The sequence below is a fragment of the Periweissella fabaria genome, from assembly GCF_918814575.1.
Taxonomy (GTDB): domain Bacteria; phylum Bacillota; class Bacilli; order Lactobacillales; family Lactobacillaceae; genus Periweissella; species Periweissella fabaria.
This window is the reverse complement of record NZ_CAKKNS010000001.1, coordinates 563474-582002: the sequence shown is the minus strand read 5'-3', so window position 1 is coordinate 582002 and position 18529 is coordinate 563474. Positions and strand designations below refer to the sequence as shown.

The window sequence follows — 18529 nt, the reverse complement described above, 5'->3', positions numbered from 1 at the left end:
AAATTGATTATAACATAAGATTTTTTTGCGTAAATAACTAGCAACATTTTTTCTAAGCCTGATTATTAAAAACGAATACATATACCACCTCGAATTGGAGTAAATCGAATCGAGGGAGTTTTCTTTTGTATTTTTCTTAAAAAAATAAAATTATCCGCAAGTTTTGAGTGCCAAAATGATCTTCCAATTTCACAGCTAATGCGTAAATAGCAGATAAAAGGTTCAGCAACAATATATGAATGGGTTCGTAAATTAGAACAGCCAGTAATCTTATAAGTGAGAACACCATAGTAAATCAGCGTTTTATGGCGATATATGTATGCTATTGCTAGTTTACGAACAAGCATTAATTCGCTAAAATATAATGATAAACTACAATTGTAAACTAGCTGTGATTGCTAGTCGGACGTGCTTTTGTCAGTAAAATAAATTAATGAGGGAATTTTGGAGGACAAAACCATGGCCAAAAATAAATTAACTGATGAGCAAATGAAACAGTTAATTAATGATTTAAAACGTGATAAGCCGGTAGCAGTAACGGATGAGCTAGGAAGTGCTGACGACCAGCGTGAAAGGGGACATTCACAAATAAGCGAAACACCAACTGGCGAGGCAACTATGTCAGAAACGCAGCCACCAATAATGAAAGGGACGATGCAAAAGTATCGTAACTTAAAGCTAAAATTAGCGGTCGCAATTATTTTAACAATTCCCGTCATTTTATTATCTAAGGTAATGGGGATGACATTGCCATTCACGCTAAAAAATATCCCCCATCAGGCATGGGTTGTCTTAGCATTGGCAACGGTTGTCTTTTTATACAGTGGGGGGCCATTTTTTAAAGGCGCTTGGTATGAATTGAAAAATAAGAAACCAGCTACGATGCTTTTAGTAACTTTGGCAAGTTTGACCGCATATGGGTACAGTGTTTATGCGACGGTGATGAACTATCTACATCCAGCTAGTGGGCTTACGGACTTTTTCTGGGGCTTAGTATCGTTGATTGATATTATGCTCGTGGGGCTAATTATCGAAACCAAGGCGTTGATGAAAGCTGATTCCGTTATCGATACCTTTGATGCGTTATTGCCTAAAGTAGCTCACCGAATCGATAATCAGAAAACCACAACCGATGTGGCAATTGCTGAGTTACAAGTGGGAGATCATGTTGTGGTCCGAGCAGCTGAAAAAATTCCGGCTGATGGAATCATAATTGCTGGTGAAACAACGACTGATGAAGCCATGTTAACCGGCGAAGCGACACAAGTTATTAAGCAAGTCGATGACTATGTTCTTGGCGGATCAACTAACAACACTGGTGAAATCACCATTAAGATCACCAAGGCGCATGATGATAGATTTCTTACTCGGGTGCAAGCGATGGTTACACAAGCCCAAGTTCAAAATACAACTACGGAAACGTTAGCTGATAAGGTAGCCAAACGATTGTTTTATTTGGCGATTATGACGAGTATCTTAGCGTTTGTAGTTTGGTTAATTATTGCTGGGTTTAATGTTGCCTTACCAATTGCTGTGACGGTGTTAGTGATTGCTTGTCCGCATGCGCTTGGGTTAGCTGTGCCAGTTGTCACAGCCCGGCTGACAAGTTTAGCGGCTAAGCGCGGCTTATTAATTCAACAACGGGCGCCACTGGAAAAGGTTAACAAAATTAAGTATGCCTTGATGGATAAAACGGGAACCTTAACAGAAGGGAATTTTAAAATTCGCACGTTGAAGTCCGTTTCCTCAGAATATAGTGATTCAGATATTTTAGCGATTATGGCGACGTTAGAAGATGGTTCAACCCATCCATTGGCGCAAGGAATTATTGCCTTAGCTAAAGCCAAGCAAGTAGGCTTAATGAATGGTTCAGAAATTGAAAGTGTCCCAGGTGTTGGGGTTGATGGGGTAATTAATAATCAACGGTTCGCTTTAGTTTCAATTGATTATTTACGTGAAAATAATGTTCCGTTTGATCAGGATTATTTTGATAAGTTAGCCGATGCTGGCAATTCAGTGAGTTTCTTAGTAACAACTCAAAAAGTCGTTGGGATTGTAGCACAAGGGGACGGAATTAAAGTCGATGCAATTAAGTTTGTCCGCGAGCTCAAAAAAAGAGGTATTATCCCCGTTATGTTAACCGGTGATAACCCTGTAATGGCTAAACGAGTGGCTAAGAGTTTAGAAATTACAGATGTCCAAGCGCAATTGAAACCGGATGATAAAGCCCGGATTGTCCGTGAATATCAGCAAAAAGGCGCGGTCATGATGATTGGGGATGGGGTCAATGATAGTCCGGCGCTAGTACAAGCAGACTTAGGAATTGCCATTGGTGCTGGGACAGATATTGCCATTGATACTGCGGATGTTGTCTTAGTAAACTCCAACCCGGCCGATATCTTGACGCTGTTAGAGTTGGCTAAAGCAAGTAACACTAAAATGCGTCAAAATTTACGGTGGTTAACGATTTATAATATCATTGCTTTAATTGTTGCTGCCGGAGTATTGAAGCCGTTTGGCATCATCTTAAATCCTGTTATTGCAGCGATTTTAACAACGGCGGTAACGGTCGGCATTATCATTAATGCGACGAATTTGAAGATCAAAAATAAGCGCTAGTAACTAAGTTATAGCGAAGTATAATTAATTAATACATTACGATAAAAAAGTTTTTTTATGAAAATAACTTGAAAAAGCGCTTTCATCCATGCGATAATGAGAGTATTGAAAATTTCAATTTTCGTATAAGCATTTTTATTTACAGAGAAGGAAAAGTTTAGATTATGGCTAAAGACAAACTCATTGGTGTGGACCTTGGTGGTACAACCATCAAGTTCGCAATTTTAACTGCTGAAGGTGAAATTCAACAAAAGTGGAGTGTTAAAACAAACGTATTGGAAGATGGTTCTCACATCGTTCCTGATATTGTTGACTCAATTAACCACCACCTTGACCTTTACCAATTAGATAAAGAACGAATTATTGGTATTGGTATGGGAACTCCCGGAACAGTAAACCGTGAAAACGGTACTGTTTCAGGTGCGTTCAACTTGAACTGGAGTGCTGAAAAGGTACAAAACGTTAAATCAGACATCGAAGCTGGTACAGGTTTACCATTGACAATCGATAACGATGCTAACGTTGCTGGATTAGGTGAACAATGGCGTGGTGCTGGTAACAATGCTCAAGACGTTGCATTCATTACACTTGGAACAGGTGTTGGTGGTGGTTTAATTGCTAACGGTGAATTAATTCACGGGGTTGCCGGTGCTGGTGGTGAAGTTGGTCACATGATCGTTGAACCTAATGGTTACTTGTGTACTTGTGGAAACCACGGTTGTCTTGAACAATACGCTTCAGCTACTGGGGTTGTTCACTTGGCACATGACTTTGCAGAACAATATGCTGGTAAGTCTCAACTTAAAGCATTAGTTGATAACGGTGATGAAGTTACTTCAAAAATCGTTTTTGACTTAGCTAAAGATGGCGATTTCTTAGCTAATGAAGTAGTTAACAAGGTTGCTTACTACTTAGGTTTTGCTTCAGCAAACATTTCAAACATCTTGAACCCTTCATCAGTTGTTATCGGTGGTGGTGTTTCAGCTGCAGGTGAATTCTTACGTAACCGCATTGAAGAAAACTTCAAACAATTTGCATTTGCAACTGTTCGGACTTCAACAAAGGTTAAACTTGCTGAACTTGGAAATGATGCCGGTGTTATTGGAGCCGCATCACTTGCCCGTAACTAATAATTATTAAAGATAAAGCTGCCAAAGAAATTTTCTTAGGCAGCTTTTTTATTTTCAAGAAACATGTTGTAAAGGTATAATTATTGGTATAATAGTTTTATTGATATTTTTTTGAGAGGAACTTATAGATAGATGTTAAACTTATTGTTGAGTATTATCATTATTTTGTTTGTTGTATATTATGTATACTGGTATGTAGTTGGTCGCCGCGCGGCTAAATATGTAGATGAAGCACAATTTGGTGAGTTAATTTCGAATGGTCAGGTAATCGATTTGCGTGAAAGCGCTGATTATCGTAACGCCCACATTATGGGTTCACGAAACATTTCTTATCAAATGTTTGCGCAAAGTTTGGCTGCTTTACGTAAAGATCGACCAGTTTTACTTTACGATACAACCACACGGCTTTCAACTCGTGCAGCAGTAAAATTACATAAAGAAGGTTATACTGAAGTATACATTCTTAAAGGTGGTTTCACAGGTTGGCATGGTAAAAAAGCATCTAAGCATTAATGTTTAGAAGGGCGTTTTGTCAGTTGACAAACGCCCTTTTTTTGGTTTAAAAACGGATGAGGTAAGGATAGTGGAAAAAGTTTTAATAACTGACGATGGATCACGAATTATTTATGATTTTTATCCACGCAGTAATGCCCAAAACTTAGTCTTAATTCATGGCAATGCCAGTAATCGGCATTATTTTGATGCCCAATTAGCAGTGTATCAACGTGATTTTCAAGTAATTGCGTTTGATAGTCGGGCACACGGACAGTCAAATAATACCGCTAAAAATCTAACGTTTGAGCAGATTGCTGATGATGTAGCCGCTTTGTTATCAGCTGAAAGCATCCCTAAAACAGCGATAATGGGTTTTAGTGACGGGGCCAATGTTGCCTTAGTTTTTGCTAAAAAGTATCCTAATTTAATTTCGAGTTTAGTTTTGAACGCTGGTAATTTAAGGACATCGGGATTGCTTTTGTGGGTACGCATTGTTGATGAAATTATGTATTGGCTAACTAAAATTCTCAGTGTGATTGCACCGAAATTTAGACGCTATGTGCAGATTCAAAAATTATTAATGCAAGATATTCCATTAGCATGGACGGACCTACGTGCAATTCAAGTACCAACGTTAGTTATTAGTGGTAATCACGATGTTGTGCGCTTGTCGCATACCCGCCGGATTGCGGCTGAACTACCAAATAGTGAGTTGAAAATTATTAGTGGTGGTCATCATTCGTATGGGAAAACATATCCAATTTTATTTGCCAAAAAAGTCGTAGAGTTTATTAAATTTAGGGGAAGTAGATGAAGAAAATAAAAGCTTTATTCCACAAATATTCCAAGTGGCTAGAAATAATCTTTTTGGCAACGGTGACACTGGCGGTTTTTGTTGAAATTATTTCAATTAGTAAGTCGATTTCACCAGGGGCCTTAGCTAGACAATTTGGTGATGTTGCACTATGGAAACTTATTGTTGTAATTGTGATTGGGTTAATTGGGGTTTCACCAATGGTGGCCTATGATTATTTACTTAATAAGACCCTGGACAACAAGCTCAAATTTATGTATTTGTTTGAGAGTAGTTGGGTGATTAATACGATTAATAACTTAGCTGGTTTTGGTGGTTTTGTTAGTGTTGGGTTACGAACAGAGTTTTATGGTAAGAAAATTGAAAACAAACAATTTGCCGCAACGTTAACCCGGTTGTTTATGTTTATTATGTCCGGACTATCTTTTTATAGTTTAGTGGCGTTAATTATGATTTTCACCGGGGTTGCGACTGATTATGTTGGTAATTTCTGGATTTGGTTAGTTGGTGGGACTTTGTACATTCCTTTTGTATGGGTAACGTCAACGTTGAACAAAAATGTGATTACTAACAAATTCAAGCTCCAAGTTACCGGAATCTCAATCATGGAGTGGACCGGAGTGGTCGTAACGTTCTTCACAGCTGGCTGGGCACTTGGGATGCCCGTGCCATTCCATCAAGTGTTACCACTCTTAATTGCCGCAACAATCATTGGGATTTGTTCATTGATTCCCGGTTCTATTGGTAGTTTCGATGTTATTATGATCCTTGGTTTAAGTGAATTAGGGGTTAATCGAGAACTTGCGTTAGCCTGGTTGCTATTGTACCGGATTGCTTATTACTTTATTCCTTTTGCAATTGGGTTAGTGCTGCTTGTGCACACGTTTGGTACGACTTTTAATGAGCGTTACAACAAGGTGCCTGGTGAGATTCTAATGTCAGTCGGCCACCGGATTGTCAGTGCATTGCTGTATTTTTCAGGTGTCATTATGGTTTTATATGCGACGGTCCCAGATGCCTTTGAGTATTGGGATTGGTTACGACGCTTGAATCCATGGTCAGCCAATATTATTTCTGAATTTCCAAGTATATTATTAGGGTTTATGTTATTAATGGCGGCCCGGGGAATTACTTCCAAAGTAAAACGGGCGTTATATCCAACGCTGATAATCTTAGTGTTGACGCTTATTTATATGATTTATCATGAAGTATCATATTTATCAGTAGCATTTGCGGTTATTTTAATGCTATTAGTATGGTTAAGTCGCAAACGCCTATTCCGCAAACAGTTTGTCTACTCATGGGAAGCGCGGACAATTGATGGTATTATCTGGGCAACTCTCGTAATTATCTATGTTGTGATTGGGGTTTATAGCTTACCAGGAATTAAAAATATTCGGTTTATTCGCCCTCAGCACCTTGATTTTATTTTATTCCCATCAATGAGTGTCTGGATTTCTGGAGCCATGGCGATTGTGATTGTTGCCATCTCTACAGTCGTTATCGAGCGATTCTTTGAAGGGCATCGCGTGGTCCCTGGTGAAAAATTGCAAGGTAATGAAGCGCGGCTTGATCAAATCATTACGACGTTTAACGGGAATGCAACTAGTCAATTAGCTTACTTAGGCGATAAGCGGTTGTATTTTTATCAAAATGCGGAGCACGAAGACACTGTTGCAATTCAATTCCGACCAGTTAATAATAAATTAATTGTGATGGGAGACTTAATCGGTAATCCACTTGATTTTCCGATGGCCGTTGAACAATTCATTCATGAAAGTGATGATTTAGGATATGATCCAGTCTTCTATGAAGTTTCGCAAGAAATTGCGATGTTGGCCCATGAATTTGGGTTTAACTTTATCAAAATGGGTGAAGAAGCGCACGTTGAATTGCCTGAATTTACTTTAGCGGGTAAGAAACGGAAAGCGGAACGGACGATGTGTAATAAGCTTGAACGTGAAGGCTTTAAGTTTAGCGTTGTCCAACCACCGTTTGATGAAGAATTTATGCAAGACTTACGGGTCGTGTCTGATGCGTGGTTACATGGTCGTAAAGAAAAAGGGTTCTCATTAGGTTTCTTCAAGGAAAGCTACTTGCAAAAAGAACCTATCGCAATTGTCCAAGATCCGGAAGGTAAGATTGTGGCCTTTACAACGATTATGGATAGTAATAATGCGGTTGAAATTTCAATTGATTTGATGCGCTTTACTAGTGCTGCACCTTCTGGGGTGATGGATTACATGTTTATCAAGTTATTCACACATATGCAAGAACAAGGGTATATTGACTTCAACTTGGGGATGGCACCATTAGCTAATGTTGGAACATACTACCGTAGTTTTACGGAAGAACGAATTGCTAATTTAGTGTATCAATTTGGTACGAACTTCTATTCATTCCAAGGGTTACGTCGTTTTAAGGCTAAGTATGCTGATGAATGGCGGGCACGCTATACGTCATATTCAAAGACTAGTTTTATTCTGTATGTGATGATTGCGCTTTTAGTAGCGGATAATTCATCGGTTGAACCACAAACCGGTCACCGCTTTGGTATATTTAGATTTAATCGGAATAACTAACAAAAGATTAAAAAGAAGCTAGGAAAATTTTTCCTAGCTTCTTTTGGTGTGCGACAGAATTTATTGAATTTCACTTCGGTAAGTATTGTAATTTTGATATATGATATACTAATTATTAATATCAAAGCGGAGGATTAGCGATGACAAAAGTGTATTTCGTACGACACGGTAAAACTGAATGGAATTTAGAAGGCCGTTACCAAGGTGCCAATGGGGACTCTGAACTTCTGAACGAAAGTTGGCAACAAATTAAGCAATTAGGCGCTTATCTGCGTGATGCAGGAATCGTTTTTGATCATGTTTATGCTAGTCCAATTAAGCGCGCTCGTCAGACGGCATTTGGCGTGTGGCCATATTTAGCTGGCAACCCATCATTAACGTTAAAAAGTGGTCTAAAGGAATTCGCCCTAGGTAAATGGGAAGGCCAAAAATTTGAAGATGTTAAGGCGCAATATCCACAATTATATCTAGGTTTTCGTGAGAATCCGGAACTCTGGGATGGTGCGGTAATTGATGCTGAATCATTTGAAGATGTGATGCAACGGTTTACAAGTACCGTAAAAACGGCCGTAGCAGCTAATCAACCGGATGCGAATTTATTATTTGTATCCCACGGGGCAGCAATCACAGCCGGGGTAGGAGCGTTACTAGATGTGCCATTGGCGCAAGTGCGTGCCCGCGGTGGAATTAGTAACACGTCACTAACAATTTTAGAAACAACAGATAATGAGCACTATACTGAGATTATTCGGAATCAAACCGATTATCTAAGTGCTGCCCAAAGTGCAACGGATACAATTTAAAGTAGGTAGAATGGAAAATGTCAGATAAGAGAAGTGCTCTCGCTAATGAAGTTGACCAAACGATTAAAACGTTGATTAATAAAATTAACACACAACCAAAAGATTGGCGTAATTATAATGATTTGGGGGTCGTGTTGACGCAAATTAGTGATTTTAACTCAGCAGAAGAACTAATTATGAAGGCTCTGGGACTCTTTGGATCACAAGATGAAGTTGCCCACCAAACTTTACTATATACGTTAGGAAATGTTTATTACGGTGCGGGTGAATATCCAAAAGCGGTGACGTATTATCAACAAATCACTAGAGCCGATATTAAAGGGGATGCGTTTGTGATGTTGGCCCAAAGTTTTATGCAACAACAACAATATCAACAAGCATTGGTGTATGCCTTAACCGCCCATGAGAATGTGCCTAATGATATTAGTGTGATGGTCTTAATCGGTGACATTTGGTTAGCTTTAGGTGACTTCAAACAAGCCGATGCGATGTATGCCGAAGTGCTCAATCAAGCGGCCGATAATGTGGCGGCATTATTTGGGCGGGGCATTATTGCTTTGACCCTTGGACAGCCAAGTGCCGCCTTATTTGCCCAAGTTGAACAGTTGGATAGTAAATATTATGCTGATAATAAACAACGTGTTGATGAGATTGCAACCGTTATTCAAAATCAGCAAAATAAATAGATGAATTACTTTAAAAGGAGTCACCATGAACGATGAATTATCATTATTTGAAGACCAAACGGAGCAACCTTACTTATTAGGTAAGGTTACGACGGTTTTTTTTGCGGCGGCTGATAGTTTTTATAAAGTCGTCTTATTAAAAGTGTTGGAGAATAATTTTGATTGGGCTGAACCTGAAATCGTTGCCACCGGTTCATTTGGTGAACTACGGGAAGAAAGTACATACCGCTTTTTTGGTAAAGTGGTGCAACATGCAAAATACGGTCAGCAATTTCAAGTTACAAATTACCAATCAGAAGGGCCAACCACGGAAAGTGGCTTGATAAGTTATCTGGCGGGGGATGCCTTTACCGGTATTGGTGAAAAAACCGCCGAACGAATTGTTGATTTATTAGGGCTAGATGCGATTAATGAAATTTTAGTCGATGCTAGTAAACTAGATGCCTTGCATTTAAAAGCAGATGTCGTTACGAATTTAGTGGAACAGTTGCGATTAAATAACGGGATGGAACAAGTAGTGATTGGCTTAAACCAGTATGGCTTTGGTTCCACGTTAGCAACGGCGATTTATCAAAAGTATCAAATGGATGCGCTCGCAATCATTCATGCTAATCCATATCAATTGGCAGCTGATATTGAAGGAATTAGCTTTAAAAAAGCAGACCAAGTGGCCCAAATTATTGGGATTGAGATGGATAGTAGTGTCCGAATTGAAGCCGGGATTCTAGCAACGTTGGACCAACAAAGCTTTAATAGTGGGGATGTTTACAGTGATGTAAATAGTGTCTTGCAAGGGACACGGCAGTTATTAATGGCCGGGACGCGGGTTGATATATCGCTTGAACAAGTCCAACAGGCGTTATTGCAGCTAGTCGCTGACCAACGGGTGGTTGCAGATGGTGAACGGATATATTTAGCTAGTCTATACTTAGCGGAGTGGGAAAGTGCCACCCAACTAGTTCAGACGGCCCAACAAAAAAATCTAATAATGTATAGTGATGAACGCATTTTAACAACGATTAAAAAAGTCGAAAAAATGTTTAAAATTACGTATGATGACCTACAAAAGCAAGCAATTATTGATGGTATCAATGCGCCGGTCTTTGTTTTAACTGGGGGACCAGGAACGGGGAAAACGACCATTGTTAATGGCTTGGTAGCGACGTTTGCGTTACTACATGAGATTGATTTGGATGTTAATGCGTATAAAGAAGATAACTTTCCCATTCTATTAGCGGCTCCGACTGGTCGAGCTGCGAAACGGATGACTGAAACAACGGGCTTACCCGCCAAGACGATTCACCGTTTATTAGGGTTAACCGGACGTGAACGTAATGAGACGCCCGATGTTGAAGCGCTCAAAGGGTTGTTGTTAATTGTTGATGAAATGTCGATGGTTGATATCTTACTCTTCAATACATTGATGGGGGCGGTGCCAGCGAAGATGCAAGTCATTTTTGTTGGTGATAAAGACCAATTACCATCAGTTGGCCCGGGGCAAGTTTTTGCCGATTTATTAGCCGGACAAGCCTTCAAGCAAGTTGAGTTAACACGCATTTATCGCCAGGCTAATGAAAGTTCGATTATTCCGTTAGCCCATGCAATCAAAGATGGTGAGTTGCCGGCTAATTTAACTGTTAATCAGCCTGATAGAACCTTTATTGCCGCCCATGCTAATCAGATTCCAGGTGTGATTGAAAAAGTCGTTAAACGGGCTCAGGATAAGGGATTTGCCTTTAATGACATGCAAGTGTTGGCACCGATGTATCGGGGCTCAGCTGGGATTGATCACCTGAATCAAGTCATGCAAGATATTTTGAATCCGTTAAATGCGCAAAAAAAGCGGGAAGTTGAATTTAATCAACAAAAATTCCGAGTTGGTGATAAAGTCTTACATCTAGTTAATAGTCCCGAAAGTAACGTTTTTAACGGGGATATTGGTAAAATTGTGGGAATTACGTTAAAAACGGATAAAGGAAATGCCGAAAAAGTTGATCAATTAACAATTGCCTTTGATGCGGGTGAAATTACGTATCCTCGTTCTGAATGGAAACGCTTGACGCTCGCATATGCAACGTCAATTCATAAAGCACAAGGGAGTGAATTCAAGTTAGTGATTATGCCGATGGTGCAACAATATTCAGTTATGTTGCAGCGTAATTTAATCTATACGGGAATTACACGAGCTAGTGAGATGCTGATTCTAATTGGTGAACCAGCCGCATTTGAACGGGGGGTTAATAACTTAGGTGCACACCGGGCAAGTACATTACAACAACGAATCCAGCAAGTTCAAAGTGGTGAAGAAAGTGTGATTACTAGTCAGGTGGTTACAGAATTAGTAAAAAGCAATGATACGCCCACTAAAGAGGCGACACCGGAGCAACCGCCACTAGCCCAACCAGCACAGCCACAAATTAAGCAACCAACAGGCAGTGTGAGTGAGCAATTAGCGGCTAATACGTCATTAAGTTTGTTTGATGAACCAAGTAGTTATCAAGTACCCGTTACAGATGATAAGGTTAAACAAGTCAGTGAACCCGTCGCAGTTTTTGGAACGGTTTTAACACCTGAGATGGTCCAAGGTGAGCAGATTGATCCTATGATTGGGATGAATAATGTTTCACCATATGATTTTATTGAAAAAATTGATTAAGTTTGTTGCAAGACGTCGTTGAGCTTGCGATAATTGTAGTTGTTATAAAGTGAAATTGAGGTAGGAAAATGTCAGAAGAAAAACAGGTTAAGCTTTTTGCGCTTAATTCTAATTTACCATTAGCCCACAAAATTGCGGAAGAATTGGACCTTTCAATAAGTGAAGCCGAAGTGAACCACTTTGCCGATGGTGAAATTCAAATTCAAATTGGTGAATCAGTACGTGGGGCAGAAGTATACGTAATTCAATCTGTTGCTGATCCCGTAAATACATCATTGATGGAATTGATGATTATGGTTGATGCGTTACGTCGGGCCAGTGCGGCTACAATTAACGTGGTAATGCCATACTATGGTTACGCACGCCAAGACCGTAAAGCTCGTTCACGTGAACCAATTACTGCCAAATTAATTGCTAGTTTACTTGAAATGAATGGGATTGATCGTTTAATTACAATCGATTTACATGCTGACCAAGTACAAGGTTTCTTTAATATTCCAATTGACCACTTAATAGGGGCACCATTACTTGCTAACTACTTCTTCAGTCGTAAGTTAGTTGATGATGATCTTGTGGTCGTTTCACCATCACACTCAGGCGTAAGTCGGGCACGTAAGTTTGCCGAATTACTCAAAGCACCAATTGCGATTATTGATAACCGGGATGATGCGAATAATGAAGCCGGTCCATCATCAATTATTGGGGATGTTGCTGGTAAACGGGCAATTATCGTTGACGATATTATTGATACTGGGGTATCAATGTCAACTTCATCACAAGCATTGGCCTTTGCGGGTGCTAAAGAAGTCTACGGAGTGGCAACACACGCAGTCTTGTCAGCTGACTCAGTTGATATCTTACGCAACGCCCCAATTAAGGAACTTATTACCACAGATACCATCAATGTACCTGATAATAAGCAATTCAGTAAATTAACGCAATTATCAGTCGGACCATTGTTTGCCTTAGCAATTGAACGGATTCACAATAATGAACCAATTGAAGATTTATTGCGTTCAAAAGACAATCTCGACGTTCAATTATAATCGCTAATAAAAAATCAGATTTTAGGTTGACCAGGTTGCTGAAATCTGATAATATAACCTATGTTGTGTTTCACGTTTTTAACGTGTTGCTACAACCGCACGGATCACGTATTTAAGCATAGCGCGTGTTATGGCGAGTCTAAGAAAAACACAAAGGAGGTGCACAATATGGCTGTGTACGCAATTATTGAAACTGGCGGCAAGCAATACAAAGTAGAAAAGGGTGATGCCATCTACGTTGAAAAGCTTGACGTTGAAGCAGGTGAAAAAGTTACTTTTGACAAGGTTGTTCTTTACAAGAACCGCACTGCAAAGATTGGTGAACCATTCGTTGCTGGTGTTAAGGTTGAAGGTACTGTAGAAAAGCAAGGCAAGCAAAAGAAAGTTGTTACTTTCAAATACAAGCCTAAGAAGCACATGCATACTAAGCAAGGTCACCGTCAACCATACACTAAGGTTGTTATCAGTGACATCATTGCTGACTAATTCAATTTTACTAAATCAAAATTAAACTAAATCATGGAGGTGCTCAAAATGTTATTGAACATGGAAAGCCTTACAATGTTCTCCCACCACAAGGGGGGTGGATCATCTGCCAACGGACGTGACTCTGCTGGTCGTCGTCTTGGAACTAAAGTTGCTGACGGTCAATCATTGACTGCCGGTTCAATCATCTACCGTCAACGTGGAACTCACATCTACCCAGGTGTGAACGTACGTCGTGGTAACGATGATACTTTATACGCCGTTGCTGACGGTGTTGTTAAGTTTGAACGTAAAGGCCGTGACAAGCGTCAAGTATCTGTTTACACTCGTGAACAATACAACGCAATCATTGCTAAGTAATTGAACTTTGTGAAAAAGCCGTACATCCTTAGGGATTACGGCTTTTTTGTGTGCAAATTTTTGGTGTTTTAGATGCTTGGGGATATTTGGGGACATGAGAAAAATTTTAAAAGAATTTTAGCGCAGAAAGTGCAATGGTCGACAAGTATATGCATTTTGAATATAATCAGTAATCAAAAAGTTTTTATGATCACGTTTAGGTAGATTGAAGTATATGCTTTTTTAGTGAAATGTTAGAGGATACTTAAAAGTATTGTACATAACAGGTATAATTGAATTTGATTAAAGATGAAAAAATATAAAAGCTTAAGAGGTGAATATGGAGCATATTAAATTAGACCCAATACCGAATAGTAAAGAAATTATAGAACGAGTTAATTGGTTTGCTGAACGTGCAGAAGAAATTTTAAAGTGCGATTACTTTGAATTAAAAGAAAAATTTAAAGACCTAAAAAGCTTTAGCGATACGGAAGAAAAAATTCTGGAAAAAAATAAAAATATTGTTTATGCTCACAAGCATTTAACGATATATAAAAATTATTTTTCACACTTAGAAATAACCCGTGATAAAACACTTATACAAAAATTGAGGGAATATATTACGGTGAAAAATATATGGTTTACTAACGTTAAAGAAAAAATGTAGTTTAAAATGATATCTGAACTGACTCGTCTAATTGGCATAAATCCAATAGATGGGTGAATAGGTTTTTAGTTCGTCTGGGGATTAAGAACTGTGATATACAAATGTAAAAGGGCAGCGTAAAATATTATTTTAGAAATTGGCATAATAAAAAGCCCGCTAATATATTAGTCGGGCTTGAAACAAGATTTATGTTACTAAATAGTTTTAATATGAATCTTTGATGGAAATGATTTATACAAACATCTTCTGAAGCAGCGCTTTCTTCATTTGCTTAGTGTGTTCAAGTTGCCGTTCAAGTTCGGTAATCTGATTATCAAGCGACTTGAAGAAGGTGCCTATTTTTTTTTGTTCTGGTAGGATGGGAATCATAATCTGGAGAGATTTAATTATATTTCCCGACAAATTTCCTTGACCACCTTGCAAATATGTTCCTAGAATATGATTTTTGTCTTTTGATAATATTTCTTTTAGAAAATAAGAATCAATATCATTATTTGGTATGATGGCTAAAGTTGCTTGATTAATAGCACCATTTATCTTTGAGATGTCTACCTCACCACTTGTAGCCCCATACATGGCATACAATATATCGCCTTGTTTAACTAACTTTGCGGAAGAATTAGTTAATCCTAATTTAGTCAAAAATAATTCTGTCTTCTTATCGTGTATTTCTCCAGACCGTATAAAGGGTATATCACCCTTATAGTATTTAGAGTTAGTGGCACTAGGAGTTCCACCAGAAAACGATGTGGACACATCGTTAATTGTTGTTTCTTCCCAATCACCATCAAAGCCATCAAAGCGAAGTTTCGGAACTGTTTCACCTTTTTGAGGTAACATTTTTTGGAGCATGGCTTTTTTCTGTTTCTTGAGTAAATTTAATTGGCGCTGAGAAAGATCGATAGTTGTGTTAAGTTTTTCCATAAATTGAACAATCTTACTTTGTTCCTCGTACGATTTAGGAATAATAACTTTCCCTTCTAAGAATTCTAAGTCAGTAATGTTAACATTATTTCGTGCACCAACATTTACAAGTGGAAATAAATAGAAATCTAATCTATTTTTATCTTCAAAATAGAATTGAATAATACTAGAGTTAATATCTTTTTGTAATGTATAAACACAGTAGAGAGAAGGTACTATCCCTACATTACCTTTATTGGTTCTAATAATTCCGTTTGGAAATCCTTTTATAGGAGATTTTGTATATATCAAATCTCCGTTTTCAACAATACGATAATTTTTTACAGATTCTTCGGTTGATTTTAAACCAAAAAATATTCTTTTTGGAATTAGCTCTGTTCCCAAAGATGCAGCTAGAATATCATTTTGGTTATATAACCCATTATTATTTTTGTTTTTTGTTGGTTGAAATAACTCTTTCAACTTACGTTCTTCCCATTCATCCGTAAATCCTTTAAATCTAACCTTAGGTACATTACTCATTACCTTGACCTCCAATGTAGTAGTTTTTAATTTCTTCCTTCACCACATCTTCCATGCGATCAGGGATAACAAACGAGTCCATGAACTTCACATAATTGAGTTCAGGATCTTTTTTTGCGTACAGCGACATAAGTAACTTAATTGCTGTGGCGTGTGCAGCGTACTCAGTCTTTGAGTACCCGCGGCTTTGAAATGCGAGGCGACTTTCGGCAGTGTCGCCATTGATGATGTGTGCTAACTCATGTGAGAACTGAAAGGATATCTCATATTGGTTAGCGGCGTTCATGTTGACCATAATGAATCGCGCTTCAGGAACACACCAAGAAGGTTCATCAGGAGCAAGATGCGCACTATCTAATTGCACCCCGATACCATGTTCGAGTGCATAATTTAATAATTCGTAGATATAATCCATACATGTACGTCCTATTATTTATTTTTGAATCCGTTTTAACGTTTCCCGAATGAAGTTCATCGTATCTTCTGAGATTTCACGACCTTCATAGAAAAAGACGCCTTCACTGGCAAGGTCGGTATTGCTTACTGGTTGGTTAGCGGTACTTTCAATGCGACCACTTAATAGGCTATCGACACTAATATGGAAAAAATCAGCAATTTTCTGCATGGTTTTTTGACTAGGGTTACTAGTACGCCATTTGGAAATTTGACCATTAGATAGTCCGATGGCGCGTTCTAATTCCCGCCCGCTCTTGATATCGGGGCGCTTAGCCGACCAAATAGCAATAAGTTTTTCTTCGAAATTCATAACATTTCTCCTGCTGTGTAGAAAAATATTCTATATTTTATTTGACTCGCAGAAAATTATCTGCAATAATACACTACGTTATACGTTACTACCATCCGTTATGGATAGGGTTAGATACAGGTATCTAAGGATAAACATAGGTACTTATTTAGCTATGTTTATATTGTAGAATACTTTCTACAACAGTGCAATGAATTTCTACAATACGATGAAAGCAGGGACAACAATGATTAAACTGATTAAAAAGCAACTTCTTAATACGGATGGAAGTATTAACGCTCAAGTCTTAATGGCTGCGATTACAGCGCTATTAATGGTTATTCAATCAGCTTTAGCTGTTTTTAAGATTGAATTTCGGGGTGATTGGGGCCAAATTCAATTACTGATAAGTGCGATTTTGACCTTTTTAGCGGTTATTGGTGTCGTAAAAAATACCGATGATAAGCAAAAGGGGAGCGATGAATAAATGTTAATTTACCCGTTTGACGGATGTGAATACGCTATTGTTGTTTTGATATATTAAAAAAGATATAAATTAAAAGCTGTAATTAATAATTGCTTTAGTTTAGTGATAAATAGGCGTATAATTTTTCACTATTGTGTAATTTAATTTTAGGGAGGGTTTATGAAAGCATTTTTTTCAAAAAAACCAGTTATTTTTTCAATCTTTTTAGGTATTATTTATCCTTTGTTTATGGTGGGAATTTACATCGGTACATATAAGCAGTCCGTTCACAAGTTAGATCAATTGGAAATTGCCTTCACCGGTAATCGTCAAGTGTATGATGGCTTTAAGAACAGTACAGATTTTAAGTTTAAGTCAACGTATGTTAGTGACAAGCACCAAGGCGAACAAGCATTACAAAAACACCAAGCGATTATGGTTGTCGATGTTGATAAGAGTAATCACGTTAAGTACTATGTGAATAGTGGTAGTGATGTCTTCTCTCGCCAAGTCGCAGATAAGGCCGCTGAGAAGATTAATGATGCCTTATTGCCAGCGAACGTGCGGCAAATTAGTGATGCCGCTACCCCACACATTGTTGATATAAATCAAAATAATTCTAATATTAATGAGATTATGTCACCGTTTTTCCTTACAATTGCGACCTTTATCGGAGCACTCTCATCAGGGATTGTGATTGTTGGGGTCTTTAGAGCCAAGATTATGAACGAGAAGAAAATCTGGATGGATTATGTCGCCTTACAATTGGCGTTCATTATTATTTCAGTATTTTCACCAGTTGTTGGTGCAGTAACGTTGCAACATATTAACCATATTTCTAACGGGGTAACGATTGATTTAATCCTGCATGGTATGTTGTTTATGTATGTCAGTTTCTTACTCCTCCATATTGTCTTCTTGCTATTAGAACAATATGCGATGGCAGTGGCGGTACCAATCATGCTCTCACAGTTTGTAACGTCAGGCAGTATCGTACCATATTCAACTTTGACGCCAATTCGAAAATTAGTGACGTCAATCTTCCCAATGTACTCAAGTGTTAAAGATACCACAGCCATTATTTTTGGCTTTACGGATAAATTCAGTCAAACACCACACTTGATTGTTTTAGGAATTGCCTACTTAATTATTGGAATAATCGTCTTATACTTTAAGAACATTTACTGGAAAAAAGAATTTTCATTTATGACCTTAAAATAATATTAGTAAGTTAACGACCACTGCATTTTGCGGTGGTCGTTTTGTGTATAATCTAAAAATTTTAATTAGATTAAAATTAAATGTTGACATTCTCATTTAATATTATATTATTAATGCAACAATAAAAACATAACGAAAGACAGAGTACTAGTTTGCAATTCTCAGAGAGCCTTTGGATGGTGTGAAAAGGTGGATGAATGATTAGGAAAATGGGTCTGGAATGGTGGTAGTGAATTAGATTGAACTACCAACGGGGTTGCGCACGTTATCGCTGCTGGGGTTGAAATTTAGTTTGGTGACCTTTTTTTGGTAACTTTATTTTGGCACG

Annotated in this window: 17 protein-coding genes and 2 other annotated features (1 of these 19 only partly in view); of the genes, 14 read left to right on the top strand and 3 right to left on the bottom strand. The window is 38.2% G+C overall.

Annotation, left to right across the window (positions count from 1 at the left end):
- The first annotated feature begins 459 nt into the window (after positions 1–459).
- The 12 genes from LQZ75_RS02880 (at position 460) to LQZ75_RS02825 (ending at position 14323) form a co-directional block, all read left to right on the top strand.
- Entirely contained in the window at positions 460–2619 is a 2160-nt protein-coding gene (locus LQZ75_RS02880; protein WP_230096343.1) for a copper-translocating P-type ATPase, read from the top strand.
- Between the two features lie 164 nt (positions 2620–2783).
- Positions 2784–3749 carry an ROK family glucokinase gene (locus LQZ75_RS02875; RefSeq protein WP_230096342.1) on the top strand — a complete coding sequence of 322 codons (966 nt, stop codon included), beginning with the start codon at positions 2784–2786 and terminating at the stop codon, positions 3747–3749.
- 132 nt (positions 3750–3881) lie between these two features.
- The gene (locus LQZ75_RS02870; RefSeq protein ID WP_230096341.1) at positions 3882–4262 is read left to right on the top strand and encodes a rhodanese-like domain-containing protein; all 381 of its coding nucleotides are present in this window, start codon (positions 3882–3884) and stop codon (positions 4260–4262) included.
- Positions 4263–4332: 70 nt separating this feature from the next.
- Complete coding sequence (locus tag LQZ75_RS02865) at positions 4333–5058, top strand: alpha/beta fold hydrolase (protein WP_230096340.1); 726 nt, start codon at positions 4333–4335, stop codon at positions 5056–5058.
- Positions 5055–7640: a bifunctional lysylphosphatidylglycerol flippase/synthetase MprF gene (gene mprF / locus LQZ75_RS02860; RefSeq protein ID WP_230096339.1), complete on the top strand. Its 2586-nt coding sequence runs from the start codon at positions 5055–5057 to the stop codon at positions 7638–7640. Before LQZ75_RS02865 ends, mprF begins: the two co-directional genes overlap by 4 nt.
- 140 nt (positions 7641–7780) lie before the next feature.
- Positions 7781–8443 (top strand): histidine phosphatase family protein, encoded by a 663-nt coding sequence (locus tag LQZ75_RS02855; RefSeq protein WP_230096338.1) that lies wholly within the window; start codon positions 7781–7783, stop codon positions 8441–8443.
- A gap of 17 nt (positions 8444–8460) precedes the next feature.
- Positions 8461–9129: a tetratricopeptide repeat protein gene (locus tag LQZ75_RS02850; protein WP_230096337.1), complete on the top strand. Its 669-nt coding sequence runs from the start codon at positions 8461–8463 to the stop codon at positions 9127–9129.
- 25 nt (positions 9130–9154) lie between these two features.
- Positions 9155–11785, top strand: a complete 2631-nt coding sequence (gene recD2 / locus LQZ75_RS02845; RefSeq protein WP_230096336.1) for an SF1B family DNA helicase RecD2 — start codon at positions 9155–9157, stop codon at positions 11783–11785.
- A gap of 68 nt (positions 11786–11853) precedes the next feature.
- Positions 11854–12831, top strand: a complete 978-nt coding sequence (locus LQZ75_RS02840) for a ribose-phosphate diphosphokinase (RefSeq protein ID WP_230096335.1) — start codon at positions 11854–11856, stop codon at positions 12829–12831.
- An 83-nt stretch (positions 12832–12914) separates the two neighbouring features.
- Positions 12915–12982 (top strand) — a sequence feature (ribosomal protein L21 leader region).
- A 23-nt stretch (positions 12983–13005) separates the two neighbouring features.
- Positions 13006–13317 carry a 50S ribosomal protein L21 gene (rplU, locus tag LQZ75_RS02835; protein ID WP_230096368.1) on the top strand — a complete coding sequence of 104 codons (312 nt, stop codon included), beginning with the start codon at positions 13006–13008 and terminating at the stop codon, positions 13315–13317.
- 48 nt (positions 13318–13365) lie between these two features.
- On the top strand, positions 13366–13677 hold the full coding sequence (gene rpmA, locus LQZ75_RS02830) for a 50S ribosomal protein L27 (protein WP_230096334.1): 312 nt from the start codon (positions 13366–13368) through the stop codon (positions 13675–13677).
- Positions 13678–13996: 319 nt separating this feature from the next.
- A complete protein-coding gene (locus LQZ75_RS02825; protein ID WP_230096333.1) occupies positions 13997–14323 on the top strand; it encodes a hypothetical protein in 327 nt (108 codons plus the stop codon).
- Positions 14324–14554: 231 nt separating this feature from the next.
- Here LQZ75_RS02825 and LQZ75_RS02820 read toward each other — a convergent pair whose 3' ends face one another.
- The 3 genes from LQZ75_RS02820 to LQZ75_RS02810 are packed head-to-tail and all read right to left on the bottom strand — an operon-like array spanning position 14555 to position 16535.
- Entirely contained in the window at positions 14555–15769 is a 1215-nt protein-coding gene (locus LQZ75_RS02820) for a restriction endonuclease subunit S (RefSeq protein ID WP_230096332.1), read from the bottom strand.
- Positions 15762–16184: an ImmA/IrrE family metallo-endopeptidase gene (locus LQZ75_RS02815; protein ID WP_230096331.1), complete on the bottom strand. Its 423-nt coding sequence runs from the start codon at positions 16182–16184 to the stop codon at positions 15762–15764. Before LQZ75_RS02815 ends, LQZ75_RS02820 begins: the two co-directional genes overlap by 8 nt.
- An 18-nt stretch (positions 16185–16202) precedes the next feature.
- Positions 16203–16535: a helix-turn-helix domain-containing protein gene (locus LQZ75_RS02810; RefSeq protein ID WP_230096330.1), complete on the bottom strand. Its 333-nt coding sequence runs from the start codon at positions 16533–16535 to the stop codon at positions 16203–16205.
- A gap of 226 nt (positions 16536–16761) precedes the next feature.
- Here LQZ75_RS02810 and LQZ75_RS02805 point away from each other — a divergent pair, with 226 nt between their 5' ends.
- A complete protein-coding gene (locus LQZ75_RS02805; protein ID WP_230096329.1) occupies positions 16762–17001 on the top strand; it encodes a phage holin in 240 nt (79 codons plus the stop codon).
- A 159-nt stretch (positions 17002–17160) separates the two neighbouring features.
- Positions 17161–18201: an ABC transporter permease gene (locus LQZ75_RS02800; protein WP_230096328.1), complete on the top strand. Its 1041-nt coding sequence runs from the start codon at positions 17161–17163 to the stop codon at positions 18199–18201.
- 123 nt (positions 18202–18324) lie between these two features.
- Positions 18325–18529, top strand: a binding site (T-box leader) (it continues 66 nt past the right edge of the window).

Excerpts from the sequence above, each read along its gene's own strand:
- LQZ75_RS02880 (WP_230096343.1), top strand. The coding sequence starts at position 460 with ATGGCCAAAAATAAATTAACTGATGAGCAAATGAAACAGTTAATTAAT.
- LQZ75_RS02875 (WP_230096342.1), top strand. The coding sequence starts at position 2,784 with ATGGCTAAAGACAAACTCATTGGTGTGGACCTTGGTGGTACAACCATC.
- LQZ75_RS02870 (WP_230096341.1), top strand. The coding sequence starts at position 3,882 with ATGTTAAACTTATTGTTGAGTATTATCATTATTTTGTTTGTTGTATAT.
- mprF (WP_230096339.1), top strand. The coding sequence starts at position 5,055 with ATGAAGAAAATAAAAGCTTTATTCCACAAATATTCCAAGTGGCTAGAA.
- LQZ75_RS02855 (WP_230096338.1), top strand. The coding sequence starts at position 7,781 with ATGACAAAAGTGTATTTCGTACGACACGGTAAAACTGAATGGAATTTA.
- LQZ75_RS02850 (WP_230096337.1), top strand. The coding sequence starts at position 8,461 with ATGTCAGATAAGAGAAGTGCTCTCGCTAATGAAGTTGACCAAACGATT.
- recD2 (WP_230096336.1), top strand. The coding sequence starts at position 9,155 with ATGAACGATGAATTATCATTATTTGAAGACCAAACGGAGCAACCTTAC.
- LQZ75_RS02840 (WP_230096335.1), top strand. The coding sequence starts at position 11,854 with ATGTCAGAAGAAAAACAGGTTAAGCTTTTTGCGCTTAATTCTAATTTA.
- rpmA (WP_230096334.1), top strand. The coding sequence starts at position 13,366 with ATGTTATTGAACATGGAAAGCCTTACAATGTTCTCCCACCACAAGGGG.
- LQZ75_RS02825 (WP_230096333.1), top strand. The coding sequence starts at position 13,997 with ATGGAGCATATTAAATTAGACCCAATACCGAATAGTAAAGAAATTATA.
- LQZ75_RS02820 (WP_230096332.1), bottom strand. The coding sequence starts at position 15,769 with ATGAGTAATGTACCTAAGGTTAGATTTAAAGGATTTACGGATGAATGG.
- LQZ75_RS02815 (WP_230096331.1), bottom strand. The coding sequence starts at position 16,184 with ATGGATTATATCTACGAATTATTAAATTATGCACTCGAACATGGTATC.
- LQZ75_RS02810 (WP_230096330.1), bottom strand. The coding sequence starts at position 16,535 with ATGAATTTCGAAGAAAAACTTATTGCTATTTGGTCGGCTAAGCGCCCC.
- LQZ75_RS02805 (WP_230096329.1), top strand. The coding sequence starts at position 16,762 with ATGATTAAACTGATTAAAAAGCAACTTCTTAATACGGATGGAAGTATT.
- LQZ75_RS02800 (WP_230096328.1), top strand. The coding sequence starts at position 17,161 with ATGAAAGCATTTTTTTCAAAAAAACCAGTTATTTTTTCAATCTTTTTA.